The 16309-nt window shown below is 39.2% G+C and carries 13 protein-coding genes; 4 read left to right on the forward strand and 9 right to left on the reverse strand.

Annotated features, from left to right (window positions below; all coding sequences use genetic code 11):
* Positions 1–4: 4 nt before the first annotated feature.
* Entirely contained in the window at positions 5–829 is an 825-nt protein-coding gene (locus BLR84_RS11705; RefSeq protein WP_090468116.1) for a hypothetical protein, read from the reverse strand.
* A 366-nt stretch (positions 830–1195) separates the two neighbouring features.
* On the opposite strand from BLR84_RS11705, the gene BLR84_RS11710 reads away from it, so the two are divergent.
* Entirely contained in the window at positions 1196–2566 is a 1371-nt protein-coding gene (locus tag BLR84_RS11710; RefSeq protein ID WP_176852040.1) for a ligand-binding sensor domain-containing protein, read from the forward strand.
* 12 nt (positions 2567–2578) lie between these two features.
* Here the strand turns inward: BLR84_RS11710 and BLR84_RS11715 are convergent, their stop codons facing one another.
* From BLR84_RS11715 to BLR84_RS11745, 7 genes are all read right to left on the reverse strand, one after another.
* On the reverse strand, positions 2579–3394 hold the full coding sequence (locus tag BLR84_RS11715; RefSeq protein ID WP_090468121.1) for a polysaccharide deacetylase family protein: 816 nt from the start codon (positions 3392–3394) through the stop codon (positions 2579–2581).
* A complete protein-coding gene (locus BLR84_RS11720) occupies positions 3375–4352 on the reverse strand; it encodes a glycosyltransferase (RefSeq protein ID WP_090468123.1) in 978 nt (325 codons plus the stop codon). Before BLR84_RS11720 ends, BLR84_RS11715 begins: the two co-directional genes overlap by 20 nt.
* Before the next feature lie 313 nt (positions 4353–4665).
* Positions 4666–5835: a glycosyltransferase family 87 protein gene (locus BLR84_RS11725; protein WP_090468125.1), complete on the reverse strand. Its 1170-nt coding sequence runs from the start codon at positions 5833–5835 to the stop codon at positions 4666–4668.
* A gap of 158 nt (positions 5836–5993) precedes the next feature.
* Positions 5994–7454, reverse strand: a complete 1461-nt coding sequence (locus BLR84_RS11730) for a DNA/RNA non-specific endonuclease (protein ID WP_255366920.1) — start codon at positions 7452–7454, stop codon at positions 5994–5996.
* Between the two features lie 138 nt (positions 7455–7592).
* Entirely contained in the window at positions 7593–8717 is a 1125-nt protein-coding gene (locus BLR84_RS11735) for a hypothetical protein (protein ID WP_090468128.1), read from the reverse strand.
* Positions 8718–8728: 11 nt separating this feature from the next.
* Positions 8729–11578: a TonB-dependent receptor domain-containing protein gene (locus BLR84_RS11740; RefSeq protein WP_176852041.1), complete on the reverse strand. Its 2850-nt coding sequence runs from the start codon at positions 11576–11578 to the stop codon at positions 8729–8731.
* 265 nt (positions 11579–11843) lie between these two features.
* Positions 11844–13049, reverse strand: a complete 1206-nt coding sequence (locus BLR84_RS11745; protein WP_090468131.1) for a FecR family protein — start codon at positions 13047–13049, stop codon at positions 11844–11846.
* Positions 13050–13288: 239 nt separating this feature from the next.
* On the opposite strand from BLR84_RS11745, the gene BLR84_RS11750 reads away from it, so the two are divergent.
* The 3 genes from BLR84_RS11750 to BLR84_RS11760 all read left to right on the forward strand — a co-directional run bounded on the left by BLR84_RS11750 (position 13289) and on the right by BLR84_RS11760 (position 15664).
* Complete coding sequence (locus tag BLR84_RS11750; protein WP_090468133.1) at positions 13289–13729, forward strand: VOC family protein; 441 nt, start codon at positions 13289–13291, stop codon at positions 13727–13729.
* Between the two features lie 133 nt (positions 13730–13862).
* Positions 13863–14216 (forward strand): YciI family protein, encoded by a 354-nt coding sequence (locus BLR84_RS11755; RefSeq protein ID WP_090468134.1) that lies wholly within the window; start codon positions 13863–13865, stop codon positions 14214–14216.
* Between the two features lie 215 nt (positions 14217–14431).
* On the forward strand, positions 14432–15664 hold the full coding sequence (locus BLR84_RS11760) for an RNA polymerase sigma factor (protein ID WP_090468136.1): 1233 nt from the start codon (positions 14432–14434) through the stop codon (positions 15662–15664).
* A gap of 3 nt (positions 15665–15667) precedes the next feature.
* Here the strand turns inward: BLR84_RS11760 and BLR84_RS11765 are convergent, their stop codons facing one another.
* Positions 15668–16258: an RNA polymerase sigma-70 factor gene (locus BLR84_RS11765; protein ID WP_090468138.1), complete on the reverse strand. Its 591-nt coding sequence runs from the start codon at positions 16256–16258 to the stop codon at positions 15668–15670.
* Positions 16259–16309 lie beyond the last annotated feature (51 nt).

Raw genomic sequence — 16309 nt, forward strand, 5'->3', positions numbered from 1 at the left:
ACGATTAAAATTTAACCTGTAGCTTTTCCGAAATAAGCTTACCATCTTTATAGTATTCGTAGAACCAGCCATCGTTCTTTTTCAAAACTATGCCGTTAGAAGCGCTGTTGCTGACAATATAGTAATCCTGTACAGAGGTTTTAAGGAGAGTTAAAACTATTTTTGGTGTGGTATCAATTAATTGATATCCGTTGGCTATTGCCTGGGCGTATAAAGTTCCAACCTGCTGATTCGTTTCCGCCTGTACAGATTTCGCTGGAGTAGTTGAAATTGCTGGAGTACTTACAACCGTTACCGGAGGCGTAACAGTTGGGGCCGGGGTGGTTGTATTTACAGTTGCAACCGGAGCGACAATTGCGCTTGTGGCAACCGTTGGCTTTACCGGTTGTTCATTAGTTGTTCCATTATAGGTATATGGCACCGCATCTAATGATTTAAAAGCTTCCCGCAGGGCAAGATTATAAGAAACGCGATATTCTTTCTCCCTGCTTTTGCCCTCTTTGCTTTTAAAAACGATATTACCCTGGCAATCTTTTAATAAAAGCGTAAGGGTGGTGGTAAACATGCCGCTTTTTTCTAATACATCCGCGTTCAGCGCCTGGCATTTATTGTTAGCCACTTCACTTGGCAATTCAGTATTATCAAAATAAACTGTAAACCCTTTTTCTGCCAAAAGGGATTTAGTCAGATTGTTTAGTCCGTACTGATCATTTTGCTTCAGGAAACTGAATTTCTCGGGCACTACAACGTATTTATAGTTATTGATCGTATTTTGAGCGTATACCGAAAAAGAGGCAAACACCAGGAGTAATAAAACGTATCTTTTCATATAAAACAAGTATGATATAACCTAAGTTTAACCTATGATTTAGTTTAGAAAACACTTACTCTCAGAAGCTTTACAGGTTATAATGAATGGCACTAAAAATAGCAATATTTTCTAATAAGTTTGGGGCATTTTATATGTTCAGATACTTTTTTAATGTACCAACTGTTATAGGTTAGCAAAATCTTTAACTACCAATAATTTGCTTTAACATTATTTAACTAATATTTATTTGGTGTTCTGAGTTTGCTTTCTTTATTTTATAACATAATGCTGGCATTCTTATACTCACTTAAAATTCGGAAGTTAACGTTTATCACCCTGTTTGTTTTTCTTGTACCTGCACCGCTCTTTGCACAAAATCTTTTTTTGGAAAAAATAGATGTGTGTAATACGGCCACTTTTTGCATGGACTGCGGAGATCCCAAAGCAACGTGCGATCAGTTCACACTTGATTATATATGTGACCAGATCAATCGTAAATACATTTTGAAAGATGCTTTTGGATCAATATCCTTCCAGGTATTGGTTGAGGCCTCTGGTTTTAGTTGTGTGCTTAGCCATACCGATGTAACAAACGGGCCGTTAACTGCAGAGTTGATCAGGTATTTGAATGGTAATATATGGAGAGCCGCCAAAGTAAATGGCAAACCTGTTTATGCATCTGTCAATGTGATCTTTCGTTTTGCGAATGGGAAAATATCAGGTCAAATGCAAAGAATGGATCTAACCGAATTAAAACCACCCGGTGATCCCACTATTTATAACAAAACAACTGCTTACACTAATCCGTCTTTGAATTCTTATGAATTCACCACCTGGACTAAGTATAACTCCCCCCTTCCAGATAACATCAGTAAATCTTGTATTGTAGATAAATCTGATGTGTTATGGTATACTACCATTAAGGGACTAACTCGATTTGATGGTCAAAACTTTAATCCCATCAACGAATTTAATTCCCCATTCACCGCCGAAACAGCTGTGATGGATATTAATGTAGATAAGGATAATAACAAATGGGTGTACGTTGATGATAAAATGTACAAGTACAGTGATGCAGGCTGGCAGATATTTGATTTTAAAAAATTTGTAACACCGGGAGCTATCCGGATCTTAAACAACCAACATGGTGATCTTCTTTTTGCTACTAAAGCCGGCCTGGTTGTATTAAGAAAGGATAAGGTTGTTGTACTGAATAAAAAGACCATCCCGCTGCTGCCTTCAAGCAATGTTTACTATGTTTATGAAGATAGCCGCAAGCGTTTGTGGATAGGCACATCAAAAGGATGCATCATGATTGATCATAACGTGCCAACTACGTTTAATACATCCAATACCCCTTTGAAAGATACCTATATTTCTAATGCCGTAGAAGATGAGGCTGGTAATCTGTATTTCTCGTTAACTGCCTGTAATGCAACTCCGGGCGATAATGACAAGGAAGGCATAGCGGTGCTGAAAACCAATGGAACGTGGCTGCACTATACTGATAAAAATTCAGGAATGCCATCAAACCATGTTAACGACATGTTGTATGATAAATATGAACATGTTTTGTGGATAGCTACAGAGCAATCGGGCCTCGTAAGGTTTAACCTGAAAGATAGCTGGGAAAATTATCACAATAATAACACTCCTATGCCTGGCTATACCATAAATAAGTTAGCGCAGGATTCCAAAGGCGTTATTTATGCCGCCACAACTAATGGTTTATTAAGGATCAAAAAGAGGAGATAAAAGTACTGGGCATTATTGAGCAGGTATTAACTTTTTTGTAGCCGTATCCTTTTCCATTATCGAAGAGGCAAAGTCGCCGGTTCCTGAAAACTCAAGCCCTTTTGATTGTGCCCATTCAATAAAGTTTTTTATCCGGGATATAAACAGCTCTCCTGAATTTCTAGCTATATAACCAGGGAGGCCATATTTTTCTTTATCATGCAGATCGGTAAACTCCCAGGGATGGAAATAAAGGTTAAGATATCCGTCTTTGCGATGAGCAGCCAAGCTGATCCATTTGATCAATGGTAGAGATAAGTTGTGGAAACTTAACCAAAAAAGCGGAAAACGAACTAAAGGTGATACCGAAGCAGGGATCTGTAAAACACCATCTTCATAAAACCAGGTGCGCGGTTTATCAAAATTATTATAACGCCCCGGCAGCCATGTAGGATTAATAGATGAATTGTATGTATATCCTGCCATCTTAATCTCAGCCTCATCAACGGGCATCATCCGCGCCATCCTAAAACCAGTCACCTCAGTACCCGAAATATCCTCCAACACCTCTTTTGATTGCTTTAGGTGCTCTGGTTTAAAATCAGAATGATAGTAACCATGTGATGCTATTTCATGCCCCTCATTCACAATTTTGGTGATAATATCAGGTTTGTGAAGTGCATAGTTGGCTGTACAGAAAAAAGTGGCTTTTATATTTGCCGATCTCAGCAACTCCAAAATTGAATTTGTGCCATTTGTTGAGATCGACAATTGTTCATCGAAAGATATTGACCGGCCATATTCCAACGGCAAATCAAATTCTTCTACATCAAACCCCAATAAAATCATTGTTTATATTTTTTATGCTCAGAAGATTTGTTGAGCGAATAATATAATTAGGGCGATGTTTTGACTGCATAAATATTTTACCCACATACACGCCTATTATGCCCAGCACTAACAATTGCAAACCACCAAAAAACGCTATTGTAGCCAATACAGAGGCCCATCCGGAAACAGCATATCCGGCAAAGTAGCTAAACAATACATAAGGGATATATAATATAGCCATCGCTGAAAAAAACAAACCAATACCGGCAACCAAATATAAAGGCCGGGCGCTAAAAGCCATAATACTACCTACGGCAAGTTTAACCAGTTTAAAGAACGAGTAACTGGCTTCGCCGGTATGTCTTTTGGATGGTGTATAAGGGATGCCTATTTGCTTATAGCCGGCCCATTTGACTATTCCTCTGAAAAATATCTCATACTCATCAATAAGCTTTAGCTGCTTTACAACTTTTTCATCCATCAACCTGAAATCGGCAGTGCCATTTTCCAGTTTAATATCCGAGAGCATATTTATGCCCTTATAAAAAAGCTTTGACGTAGCTTTCTGATAACCTTTCGCATGCGGGTTACTGTTTTGCCTGTAGGTGTAAATAATGTCATAACCGTTTTCCCAATATTTCAACATTTTTAATATTAAATGCGGGGGATGTTGCATATCGGCATCCATAGTTATCACGGCATCGCCCTGGGCCATAGCAATACCTGCTTTAAGGGCATGGTCTTTTCCAAAGTTTTTTGAAAGTTCTATGTAAAAAACATTGGCATGTAATTGCGCATTAAATTTTATTTCATTTAGAGTATTATCACTACTGCCGTCATCAACAAAAATCAATTCATAGTCATAATTAGTATGACTCAGTGTTTCGTTAATCTGTTCAATTAAAAAACTTATATTTTTTTCTTCATTATAGGATGGTATAATTACCGATACTTTCTTTTTTATAACGAATGTCATGATATTTTAAACAGGGGATTTAAATTGTGATAGGTAACTAAATATTATATTGGTCAGGTTTATTTTTATAATTTTTCAATCTATTCCTTATGTAACAAACATGATACGAAGAATTAAACTACAACGTTACAACCTCATCGTAATAAAAACTTTCACACTTATAAAAAGGAAATACCTCTCAGATAATGTAACTTTAGTGTTACAAAAATAAATAATTAATGATGATTTAATCATAAAATAATCTAGAATTAGCCATAGAATTGTAAACATATTAACATTCCCCGGGGTGCGGATATGTCATAACGCCAATAGCTTATATAGCTTTAACCTGTTCTTGCTTAGAAAAATCTCGGGTTAAGGTTTCGTAGATAATCTTTAGCCAGATCAGAAAGCATGGCAAAGCTTTAAGTTTATAAGGTACAACATACTCCATCCTGATATATCGCGGAAACAGATCGGATGGGGAAAGACTGGTTATAATGAGGGCAAAAATCAATAAAAACACTTCGTAACTGGTAACCGGCCTGTTTAAATTCATATACCAGATAGCTACTCCGGTAAAAGCAATAATATAAGTTGATGATTCCGATGAACTGCTGAAAATCACGGCAAAGATCAAAGCCGACGACAGGATAAGTAATTGATATTGTTGCCATTTAAAGCTTTTTAACCTTAAATAGGAAAGTGCAAAGAGCACCAAGGCCGGCGCTATAACGTATATATTTTTTAGTCCGGGGTAATTAAATATTTTCCTGATCATTCCCATCACGCATATTTCCTGTAACACAGAACCCTGGTTACTGAGATTTTTGGCTACAAGATCATCATACCAATCATAATAAGTTTGAATAATAAAAGCCGGTGAAGAAATAAGCATGGGCAATATAAATAATATCACAGACCAGAAAACAAAACCTCCAATAAACTTTAGTTTGTTTTCGGAAAAGAAAAAGAATGCAAGCCCAACTATCCCATATAATTTTACAAATGTTCCGAGAGCTATCATTAAAGCAGCCCAAAAATCTTGTTTCTTCTTAATAAAACTAAAGCTCAAAATAATCAATCCGGCTATCATGGGATTACTTTGAACATTGGCCGAAGCCGTCATTAACTCATGTGCACAAATCAACAAAATAACAACATACTGATTTTCTTTAATGGGTAGCGATTGCATGGCTTTAAAAAGTATAAAAGCATTAAACATTACCCACATTAAAACTCCAACACTATCGGGCATTAATGCAAACGGTGCAATGATTATTGAAAATACCGGCCCGTAATGATTAAGATCGTTAAAGTGCTCTGGCTGATAGGTGTAAAGATGATGCTGGTGAACGGTATTGATAAAATTATATTTAAAAACCAGGTAGTTATTAAATATTTGATGAGTGAGGATTCCTTTAAGAACAATGAGGAAACTTAAACCAAACCATAAAGAAAATACAAGGGGCTTATTATAAATAAGCCTGGTTATTTTATACATGCAGCAGGGGTATTAAAAAGCGAATATACAAAACAAGCCCTTTGGTAGTATTTTATCTTTAGGTTGGCATAGATTACAGGTTGATTACCAATTTGAAAATTACAAGCCCATAAAAAAGCCACCCGTAATGAGTGGCTTTTTTTTATATTCAGTAAGTATCAGGATCCTGGAGTTCCTGCGTCGAGTTTAACTTCCAGTGCCGCCCGTACATTGACAGGCAGGCTCGACAATAAGGTGTAACCTGTTGCCAATTCTATATCTTTTACGGTTACAATGTATTTTGTCCAATCGCTATTGGTGGTGTTAATATTAGGTGTATTTACAGCAATAACTCTTGTTGAACTAGTTACACGGCCCAAATCATTATCCCCAACAGGTATAATAACCGCTACTTTCCATACATTACTTGGTACATTAACATGACCATTATTTACAGTAGTTGCCGATCCATTTGAACCTGTACCGCCTGTGCCATAACTACCCATAATAATGTATACTTCGTTACCTAGAACTACTTGCTCACGCAGATAATTCTCCAGATTTGCCCAGGTATGCTGATTATTATTAGGCGCCTGCGGTATCATATTGGTCATCAGGAATGTAGCAGAGTTAGCATTAGCTGAACTTGTACGATCAGCCGAAGGGCAATTATGTCCTCTGTCAAACCCACTTCCGGAATAGGCGTTATCATTAACCACGTACCAGTTTGCCGGTAAACTTGCCCATGCTGCAAAATTATTTAAACGGTCTGAAGCTCCGGTGATATTAGTAGCATCCAAATGCCAGCTAACCCAATTCGGCTCACCTTTTGTAGCGTTGTATGATTCTGTGTAATATTTCTGATCAACAAGATAGTTATCCATTGAGGAGGTACTGCTTTGTGCGTTTGAAGGGTTACCAAAAAGCAGATCGCTGTTGTCGCCAGTTGTTGGCGGAGCGTCTGTACCTCCCGTTACGTCTCTTGGTGTAGATGCGGGTGCTGTTGGTGAACCACCACCGTCATCGCCGCCATCATCAGGAGTACCTACAACAATGCCGGGATCGCCTTTTCCTTTAAAGGTAATATCATCAATGTTGACACGATTGGTACCTGTACCGCTTCGTTTAATTTCAAAACGCACCTTACCAGTTACGCTTACTTTAAATGAGTCGGTAACCAGTGTAGTATTGTTCTCGCTGATATCAGTACCTACCTGTGTATAGGTTTTTCCCCCATCGGTAGACATTAACAGTTGCCAGACAGAAGCCGGATCTGACCCATATTTAGCATGTTTAATATACAAGGTATTAAGACCACTGATATCAAAGTTCATGGCAATATCACCTGCACGCAGGCGCACAGCCCAAAGGCCATCTTTTACATCAGCGGCCAGGGTACCTAAAACAGCATCGTTAAAATTCCAGCTGCCGGTAAGTAAAGTTACATCAGCCGCGGCATAAGCAGATTTCTTGCCTTGTTCGAAAGTTTCAGTGATACTGTAAGATGGCACTACAGGAGGTGGTTTAACTACTGTTGTATCCCCCGGACTGGTGGGCGGCATGTCCGTTGATTTTTTTGAGCAACTTGCCATGGTCAACACCAAAGCAAAACCAAGCAGTAAGTTTTGAATTTTCATCATAATTTGTTTTTTGTGATAGATAAACAGCAAAGCATGGCCATAGCATATATGCCCATGAAAAAATTATATTAAGCGTGATGTGGATAGAGAAGTAAAATCAGGAGCATATGTAAACCATGCTCCTGATAATATAGATTATTAATTTTTAACCCAAGTTGTTCCGTTATATTTAAACGTAAGTGTTGTAGGAACATCGGCACTATTAACAAATGCCAAATAAGTAATATTATAAGGAATATTGAGGGTTGGTGTTGGGAAATGCTTGGTCAGCACCAGTATCATAGCGCTTTGGATATCAGCAGCAGTCCAGCTGGTTTGAAAATCTCCATATTTTGCCAGATTTGTCCGTTGTGCATCTGTGCCAATAGTTGAATTTCCGATAAGAGTAGCATCATCCTTTGTAAGCGTATAATAAACCGTAGGATTTTTAATCCAGGTACCACCGCTTTTTACAAACCCAAGTGTTGCGGTTGATGATGCTAATGCTTTGGTTGTCCAGTTGGCACCGTCATATATCAATGGCATAACACGCTGATAATTTTTACTATTAAAGTACTTGTAGCTTACGTATTGAACATCTCTTAATTTAGCTGTGCTGGCAACCGCAGCATCGGCCTTCAATAATGTGTTAAAGTAAGATGAAAGTTGCGCATCATCTGATGAGCTAAAATCATTGAACGTCCCTCCTTTACCTATCGCTGTATACTGGGCAGGGGTTAAGGTGTACAATTTTTTCCAGGCATTGTTCAAATTTAAAAATGATTGGGTTGCTGTACTTGTTACCCCGTTTTCATAGTAGGTAAAGGTTAACAAAGCCAATTGATTGGTAGCAGGGTTGGGATACTTTATAGGCACCCAACTTAATATCTGAGCCGCACTAAAATCAGTAAATTTATTCCCTGGCAATAACAAATAATCGCTTTTTGTAAGTGTATATGATACGCTGTCACTTAAACTATCTGCCAGCTTAGGGGCTTTGGGAGGTGCAATAGCAGTAAGTGTAAACGTAATTGTTGCTGTTGAACCATCGCCTAATTGTGGGTCTTTTGAATTCAAGATCATAGGAATATACTTGTTGGCATCCCCTAAAGAATCAAAAGTAAAGGCATTATGCGGGTAGGCAGACGAGGGCAGCAACTGGTAATCTGATTGCGCAAGGGTAAACGTCATAGCCTTGGTGTATGTTGGCTTTACGCTTGGTTGCTTTTGGCAGGCAGTAAAAGCCACAACAACAAAAGCAAATAAATAATATATCTTTTTCATGAAGTTTCTTTTTAAAATTTAACTTTTATACCGGTAGTGAATGTTCTGAGTAAACCATAGTAAACACTCAATTTGGTTGGATCGCCAGTAGCAGAGGCATCATATCCATCAGATATATATTTGGTATTCAACAAATTGTTTACGTTACCATTCAATGAAGCATCTAAACCGGCAATTTTAAACTTAAAAGTGGCATTCAGGTCCCATAAAGAATAATTTGGCACTTTATAAGGCTGCACACCCGGGCTGGTAATATTGGCAAAGTTGAAACTTGAATAATAGTTACCATAGAAGTAATAATTTGTGCCAAGTTTTAAATCAGGTAAAACTTTAATATCTAAACCAAATGCAGCTGTAGTTTGAGCCGCATCCCCAACTTTAATTCCTTTTATCAATACTTCTTTTACAGAAGGAAGAGCTACATTTTGGCTATTAAATACAGTTGCCGGGCCTGCGTTCTTGGTATAATACCAATCACCATAAGAGAACATGCCATGTAATATGATTGCTTTAATAGGCTGGTAGCTCAATTCCAATTCGGCCCCCTGATGCATTTCGTTTACTCCAGCAACGTTCGCAGTATAAATTTGATTGGTTAGTGGATCTGGGATAGGAACACTGAATGACTCATCTTTATACAAACTGCGGTAAAGGTTAACCTTGGCTACAAAGCCAGATGTTTTAAACTGATAGCCTAATTCATAACTCAATAATTTTTCATCAACAGAGTTTGGGTTAATGGAGTTAGTGAATTTTTGGAATACGTTATCAAAATACGGTGGCTTAGTGATGTAACCAATGTTGGCAAACGCATTCATCTGATCGTTCAGGTTGTAGTTCGCGCCAGCTTTGGCCTGATAACTTAAAAAATTCACATAACGGCTTGACTGTGCCGGGTCGTTGTTCAGATAGTTGTATAAATCAACCCTCTTATCACCGGTTCCGGAACCAGACAGGGTTACAAATGCCGAGAAGTCATTTTTAACATACTCTGCCTGGGCATACGCACCGCCAGACATTACATAATCCTTATTATAATAAGCTATTTTATCACCAACTACCGCGCGATGATTAGGATTATTGATATCACCCGTGCTGCCACCGGGTTGGGTTCCAGGAACATAAGGGTTATACACATAATCAGCACCTAACAAGTCTTTAACTTCTTCATAGTGGGTACCTTTGTAATATCTTAAATCAAGACCGGCGGAAAGATTTAAATATTGCCCTAATGTGGTGGTATAAGTACTTCTTAAACCATACCAGGCATGATCATTATGTGAAGCATACAAATAGGTAGCTGCAGAGCCATCTACACTGGCTGCATTTGTTTTTTGTACCGCATCCAAATCAAAGGGTGAATATAGGTTACCCACTCTTGGTGGAACAGTATTTGTCCCCCCTATTGCGCCGCCACCGCCTGTACCATAAGTAGCATACAATACAGTGGACAGACTTGATTTTTCATTGATAGACCAGTTATGGTTTAATGAAAATACTGGTTTGCTGAAAAAGTTGTTATACGGATTTATTTGTTTACCATCCTTAACGCCCAGATCATAGTTCCATTTAACACCTTGTGGGGCACTGGCGTAATCAGTTAATGGACGCTCTGGTCTTTGACCATGGGTTTGGGTTGCCCCCATTACTGTAAAGGATAAGGTTTGGCTTGGACTTAATACTTTTGATAAGTTAAAGAAATAGTTATAACCTAAAAAGTTCAATCCGTCGGCATAGCCATCACCTTTGGTTCTGCTGCCCTGGAAGGTTGCAGCCCAACCATTGGCATTTAATCCTGTTGATACCAGTACTGCTGTTTTTTCGTAATTATTGGTACCTATAGTTTGAGAAATATATCCGCCCTTTTCGGCATCAGTTGTACGTGTGGTGATATTAATGGTCCCACCAAATGATGGAACAATAATTTTTGAAGCACCTAAGCCACGCTGTACTTGTACAGAGTTAGTTACATCGGTAAGGCCTGACCAGTTTGACCAAAAGATCGAACCGTTTTCCATATCATTAACAGGGATACCATTAATGGTCAATGCAACGTTACCTTTTTTTGAACCGCTTGAGAAACCACGGATGCTGATACGCGAGTCGCCATAACCACCGCCCTGTGCAGTAGCCATTATACCCGGCGTACTTTGTAATAATTGTGGAATGTCACGACCGCCCAATTTTTCTTCAATATATTGCTGACTGATGGTCGATACCGCTATCGGTGTTTTACGGTCTATGGCCAGATCACCAGTTACCACAACTTCTTTCATGGCGTTGGCACTGGATTTCAGAAAAATAATGCCCAGGTCGTTTTTGCCGTTAAGCTCAACTTCTTGCGTAACGTATCCAATATATGATATCACCAATGCTTTGACATCATCATCACCTAATTTCAACTTAAAATCGCCGTTAAGCCCGGTTGAAGTGGCTTTGCCTCCGCCTTTTACACCAACAGAGGCCCCGATAAGTGGCTCTTTAGTATCGGCATCAACTACCTTACCGCTATACACTGATGCTAACATAGCCTGATCAGCTGCAGATACCGGTTTGCCTGAAGTTTTGGCTTTAACCACAATGGTATGACCAATGATGGCATAAGTAATAGGCTGGCCTTTAAATACCTTTTCAAGCACCTTTGCTAAAGGCTGAGCCTTCATATCTATGGACACCTTATTACTGCCGGCAAGCAGTTCAGTCTGCATAAAAATATCATAGCCGCTTTGCTGCTCTATTTTATTTAAAACGCTTTCGAGGCTTGCATTTTTCTCGGTAAGCGTAATGCTTTGACTAAAACTTGCAGCGCTCAAATGAAGGCATACGGCAAAAAGTAAAGCTGTGATAAGTTTAATCCGCATAATAAATTTCCTTTTTGTGGCCGGATCTATCCGGGAAAAACAATTGGTAATCTTATTAATTTTATTTACCCGCGTGCCTTCACATACGGGCGCAGGAAATGTAGAAAAATCCATACTTTTGTTTGGGTTGTTTAGTAAAAATGTATTAGTCAATATGATTTTAAATTGTCAGCCCGATACCTGGCCGGAGGTGCTCGCAACACTTTCCGGCTTTTTTATGGGCCAAACCCGGTTAACCGACCTTGCCGGTTGCCGTTATCAGGCTTTATGATCTTACTATAATCTTCCTCCCGTCAATTGTGAAGTTTATGCCGCTTGTTTTTAATATCTGGAATATCTCTGAAACCGGTACATTCCGCGAAATACGGCCCCGGTAATGTTTTTGTGCTACATTACCCTGATACTCTACATCTACATCATACCACCTTGATAACTGGCGCATAATGGTATGCAGATCGGTATTACGGAAAAGAAACTTGCCGTTTTTCCAGGCTATAGCTTCGTCTATATCTGCATTTTCTTTTACATCAATGGTGTTTATAGTATTTACAGCCTGTTCTCCAGGTTTAAGTTTAGCGGTTGCGCCATTGGTATTGCCGGTAACCCTTACACTGCCTTCAAGCAGTGTTGTTTTGGTGGCAATTTCATCGGCATAGCTGTTGATATTGAAATGGGTGCCTAAAACCGTAACTGTTTGAGTCGCGGTTTTTACATAAAAAGGTTTACTGGGATCTTTGCTAACTTCAAAATAAGCTTCTCCGTTTAGTTCAACCCGGCGATCATTACCAGCGAATGTTGTAGGATATTTTAAAGATGAAGCCGAGTTTAACCAAACCCGGGTACCATCGGGTAAAACAATTTGGTATTGCCCACCACGTGGCGTGGCCAACGTGTTCATTACATTTTTTTCAACAGGCGGCAAGTCCTCAGTTTGACTGGTTTCGGCAGCCTGGTAAACCACCTCCCCGCTTTGATCTTTAGTAATGACAGCATTTTGCTGACTGGCTATTTTCCCGCGTTTGGCATCATCCAGGATAACCTTGGATCCATCAGCTAACGTCAGAACAGCTTTATTGCTTCCGGGTAAAAGATCTTGCTGCGGTTTAACAGCTATCTTTTGTTCGCCGGAAGTATTACGGTACCTAGTTAGTGTAACACCCAGGGCTATCAATATAATTATAGCCGCGGCATACGCCAACCATGGTTTACCGGTAACGTTTTTACTGGTGGTGTTTTTAAACCCCGTTTTCTTTACAATATTTTTCCAGGCTTTATCTTTATTGTTTGTCTCAAAAGTTTCAAGTGCTAAATCAATTATAGTTTGATCAGTTAATTTTTTGAATAATTCCTGGTTGCGCGTATCTGATTGAAGCCATTGCTCCAGTTGGTCTTGTTCTTGTTCGGTAAGCTCTTTTCGCAGGTGTTTCGCTATTAGCTTACCCAGATCAAAATAGGGTTGGTAATTATTCATATTTCCTTTTCGTATATAAAGACACCTTCGTTTTCAAAAAGGATAAAGAAATACAAAATATTTTTTGATGAAGGTTTTTATAACCAGTTAATACATTCTTACACGGCTAGCAACACATTCCTAACAAGTATTATAAATGATCAATAAATTCTATAAATTCAATTGATTAAAATTAAATATTCAGATTCCTTATCATTCATTAAGACAATATTAGTTGTTTACTGTTAATCTATCTCCATATGGAAAACAATCAGCAAAGTGAATACAACATCATCCAGACCGTACCTTTTTTCTGGGTAAAGGACATGGAAGCATCATTAAAGTTTTATATCGAGGCCCTTGGTTTTACCCTTGTTAATCAATGGACCCCACGGGGAAAAATTGAATGGTGCTGGCTTACGCGCGACGCTATTGCTATTATGCTGCAAGAACTACGCAAAAAAGATCAGAGCACCGGAGAGCCTGAACGCCCAGGCAAAGGCATATCTATTTGCTACCAATGCAGGGACGCCCTAGCTTTATATCATGAGTTTACAGGAAAAGGCATTCAAATACAGGAACCCTTTGTGGGCAATAATAACTGGGTAGTTGCTTTTGACGACGTAGATGGTTATCGGCTGGATTTTGAGAGCCCCACCGACGTGCCCGAAGAAACAAAATATTCGGAATGGTTTAAATAACCTTTCTCCGGGGTATTTTACCAGAATGTATCGCCAGATAAAAAAATAATTCGCCCCCAGTGTCCAGTTTACTCCATCTCACTTGATACGAGGGTGTAATTCATATATTTATTAACAATTAAAATTTGAAATAATGGACGAGTTCATTTTAATTTTCAGGCATGAAGATGGTACTAAAATAGCTTCACCTGAGCAGATCGAGGTCTGGATGAAACAAACTATGGATTGGATAGGCGGTATCGCGGCACAAAATAAATTTAGCAGCGGCACCGGTTTACCCTTTGATGATGCCAGGGTAGTTTGGCACAACAATGTAGTTACTAACGGCCCTTTTGGCGAGATCAAGGAAACCATTGGAGGATATATTATTGTAAAAGCCGATTCTGTTGAAGAAGCTGTTGAGTTTGCCAAAGGCAGTCCTGTATTACAAGGCGATGGTAATAGCGTTGAGGTACGCAAAATTGCCAGGCGCGACGGTGTACATTAAATTATTGAGACCGTATCATCAATCAAACTGACTATCACCTACAAATTAACATTAAGCCGGTGATATTTATGCAAAAAAGTGGGTTTACATGGTTTACACATTTTACGGTTAACATTGATTTATATAACTGATAACCAATTAATTATATATTTTTTCCAGCAAATTGTGTAAACCCACTTTTGGGTTAATTGAGTCAATCCAACCCTCATCTTACCATGCAAAAACAGGAACTCATACCACACTTGTTCAGAACCGAATACCGGAAGATAGTAGCTGTACTTTGCCGCCGGTTCGGTTTTGACCAAATGGAAACTGCCGAAGATATTACCAGTGATACTTTTTTGGCTGCGGCACAAACCTGGGCTTTTCATGGCGTTCCGCCTAATCCAACCGCATGGTTATATAACGTGGCTAAAAACAAAGCCAAAAATCATCTGCAACGTAATACCGTTTTTGAAAGCAAGGTATCGCCCGAGGTAAAAACCAGCTCTTCCGAATTTCAGGAGCTGGACATCGACCTCTCACCCCAAAACATCAACGATAGTCAATTGCAAATGATGTTTGCTATTTGCCATCCTGCTATATCGCCAGAGGCGCAAATCGGCCTGTCACTGCGTATCCTTTGCGGTTTTGGGATTGATGAAATTGCCGAGGCTTTTTTGACCAATAAAGAAACCATCAACAAGCGCTTATTCAGGGCTAAAGAAAAGATCAGGAACGAAAAACTAAAAATTGAGCTCCCCAATCCTGCTGAAATCGACGAGCGGCTTGGAAATGTATTAACAACCATATACCTGTTATTTAGCGAAGGTTATTACTCCGTTAGCCAGAACCAAACCTTACGTAAAGACCTGTGCTTTGAAGCGATGCGTTTATGCCATATGCTGATAGAAAACAACAGCACCAACCAACCACCGGTAAACGCCCTGCTATCACTCATGTGTTTTCATGCTTCCCGTTTTGAGGCCCGCCTGAGTAAGAATGACGAGCATATTTTGTATGACGACCAGGACGTTAGTCTTTGGAACGCAGACCTCATCAGTAAGGGTGCCTATTTTTTAAAATGCGCTACAACCGGGAATGTCCTTTCCAAATACCACATCGAAGCTAGTATAGCTTATTGGAGCACTCAAAAGACCGATACCAAAGAAAAATGGGAAAATGTACTACAATTATACAATCGTTTACTACAGGTAGCCTATTCCCCCATTGCAGCGCTCAACCGTACATTCGCCTTGTCAAAAGCCAACGGCAAAGGCGAAGCGATTGTAGAAGCCGAAAAACTAAAGTTAACCGACAACCAATTTTATTTTACCCTACTGGGCGAACTTTATACCGGCATTAATCATGATAAGGCAAAAAGTAATTTAAAAACGGCTTTGTCAATAGCTCGTACCCCGGCCGATAAACAGGTAATCCAAAAGAAGCTTGATCAGCTACGACAATAATATTTATTTTTTTAAGGCAAGCACTGCTAATGCAAACCAGCTAAATAGTTCGGGCGAGAGTTTTCCCCGAAGCAGTTCCAAAGCTCTTTGCTTTTGCTTTTTTACGGTATTGATAGACATATTCAGCTCATCGGCAATTTCCTGGTTCTTTTTACCATCAAAATAACCCATGATAGATATGGATCTGTAACTATCAGGCAAGGCATGAACAGCGGCATGGATCTCGGCCATAGCTTCGGCTGTGATCATGGCTTCAATTACAGGTGGTTCTTCCGGCTCGGCATTTCCATAGTATTGTATATAACCCTCTACTACTTTATGATGCCTGATGCTGTTAAGGCTTGCATTACGAACTGTGCTGTATAGAAAGTTCTTGATGGCTATGCCGTCCTGCATTACCGTTTCACGATGATTCCAATATTTTATAAAGGCATCCTGAACAAGATCCTCGGCCTGATCTTTATCTTTAAGCAACTGAAAAGAAAAATACACCAGCCTGTCGTAATGCTCTTTAAAAAGAACATCCAGATCTATTTGTTCAATTGACCTCTCCGACTCACTTTTGTGCGTAAATATCCCTTTTACAATGCTCATCTATCCGTTTCAGAAATAAGTTTGAGCATTACACGCATCATTTCTGATGCA

The sequence above is a fragment of the Mucilaginibacter sp. OK268 genome (genome assembly GCF_900103125.1).
Lineage (GTDB): Bacteria > Bacteroidota > Bacteroidia > Sphingobacteriales > Sphingobacteriaceae > Mucilaginibacter.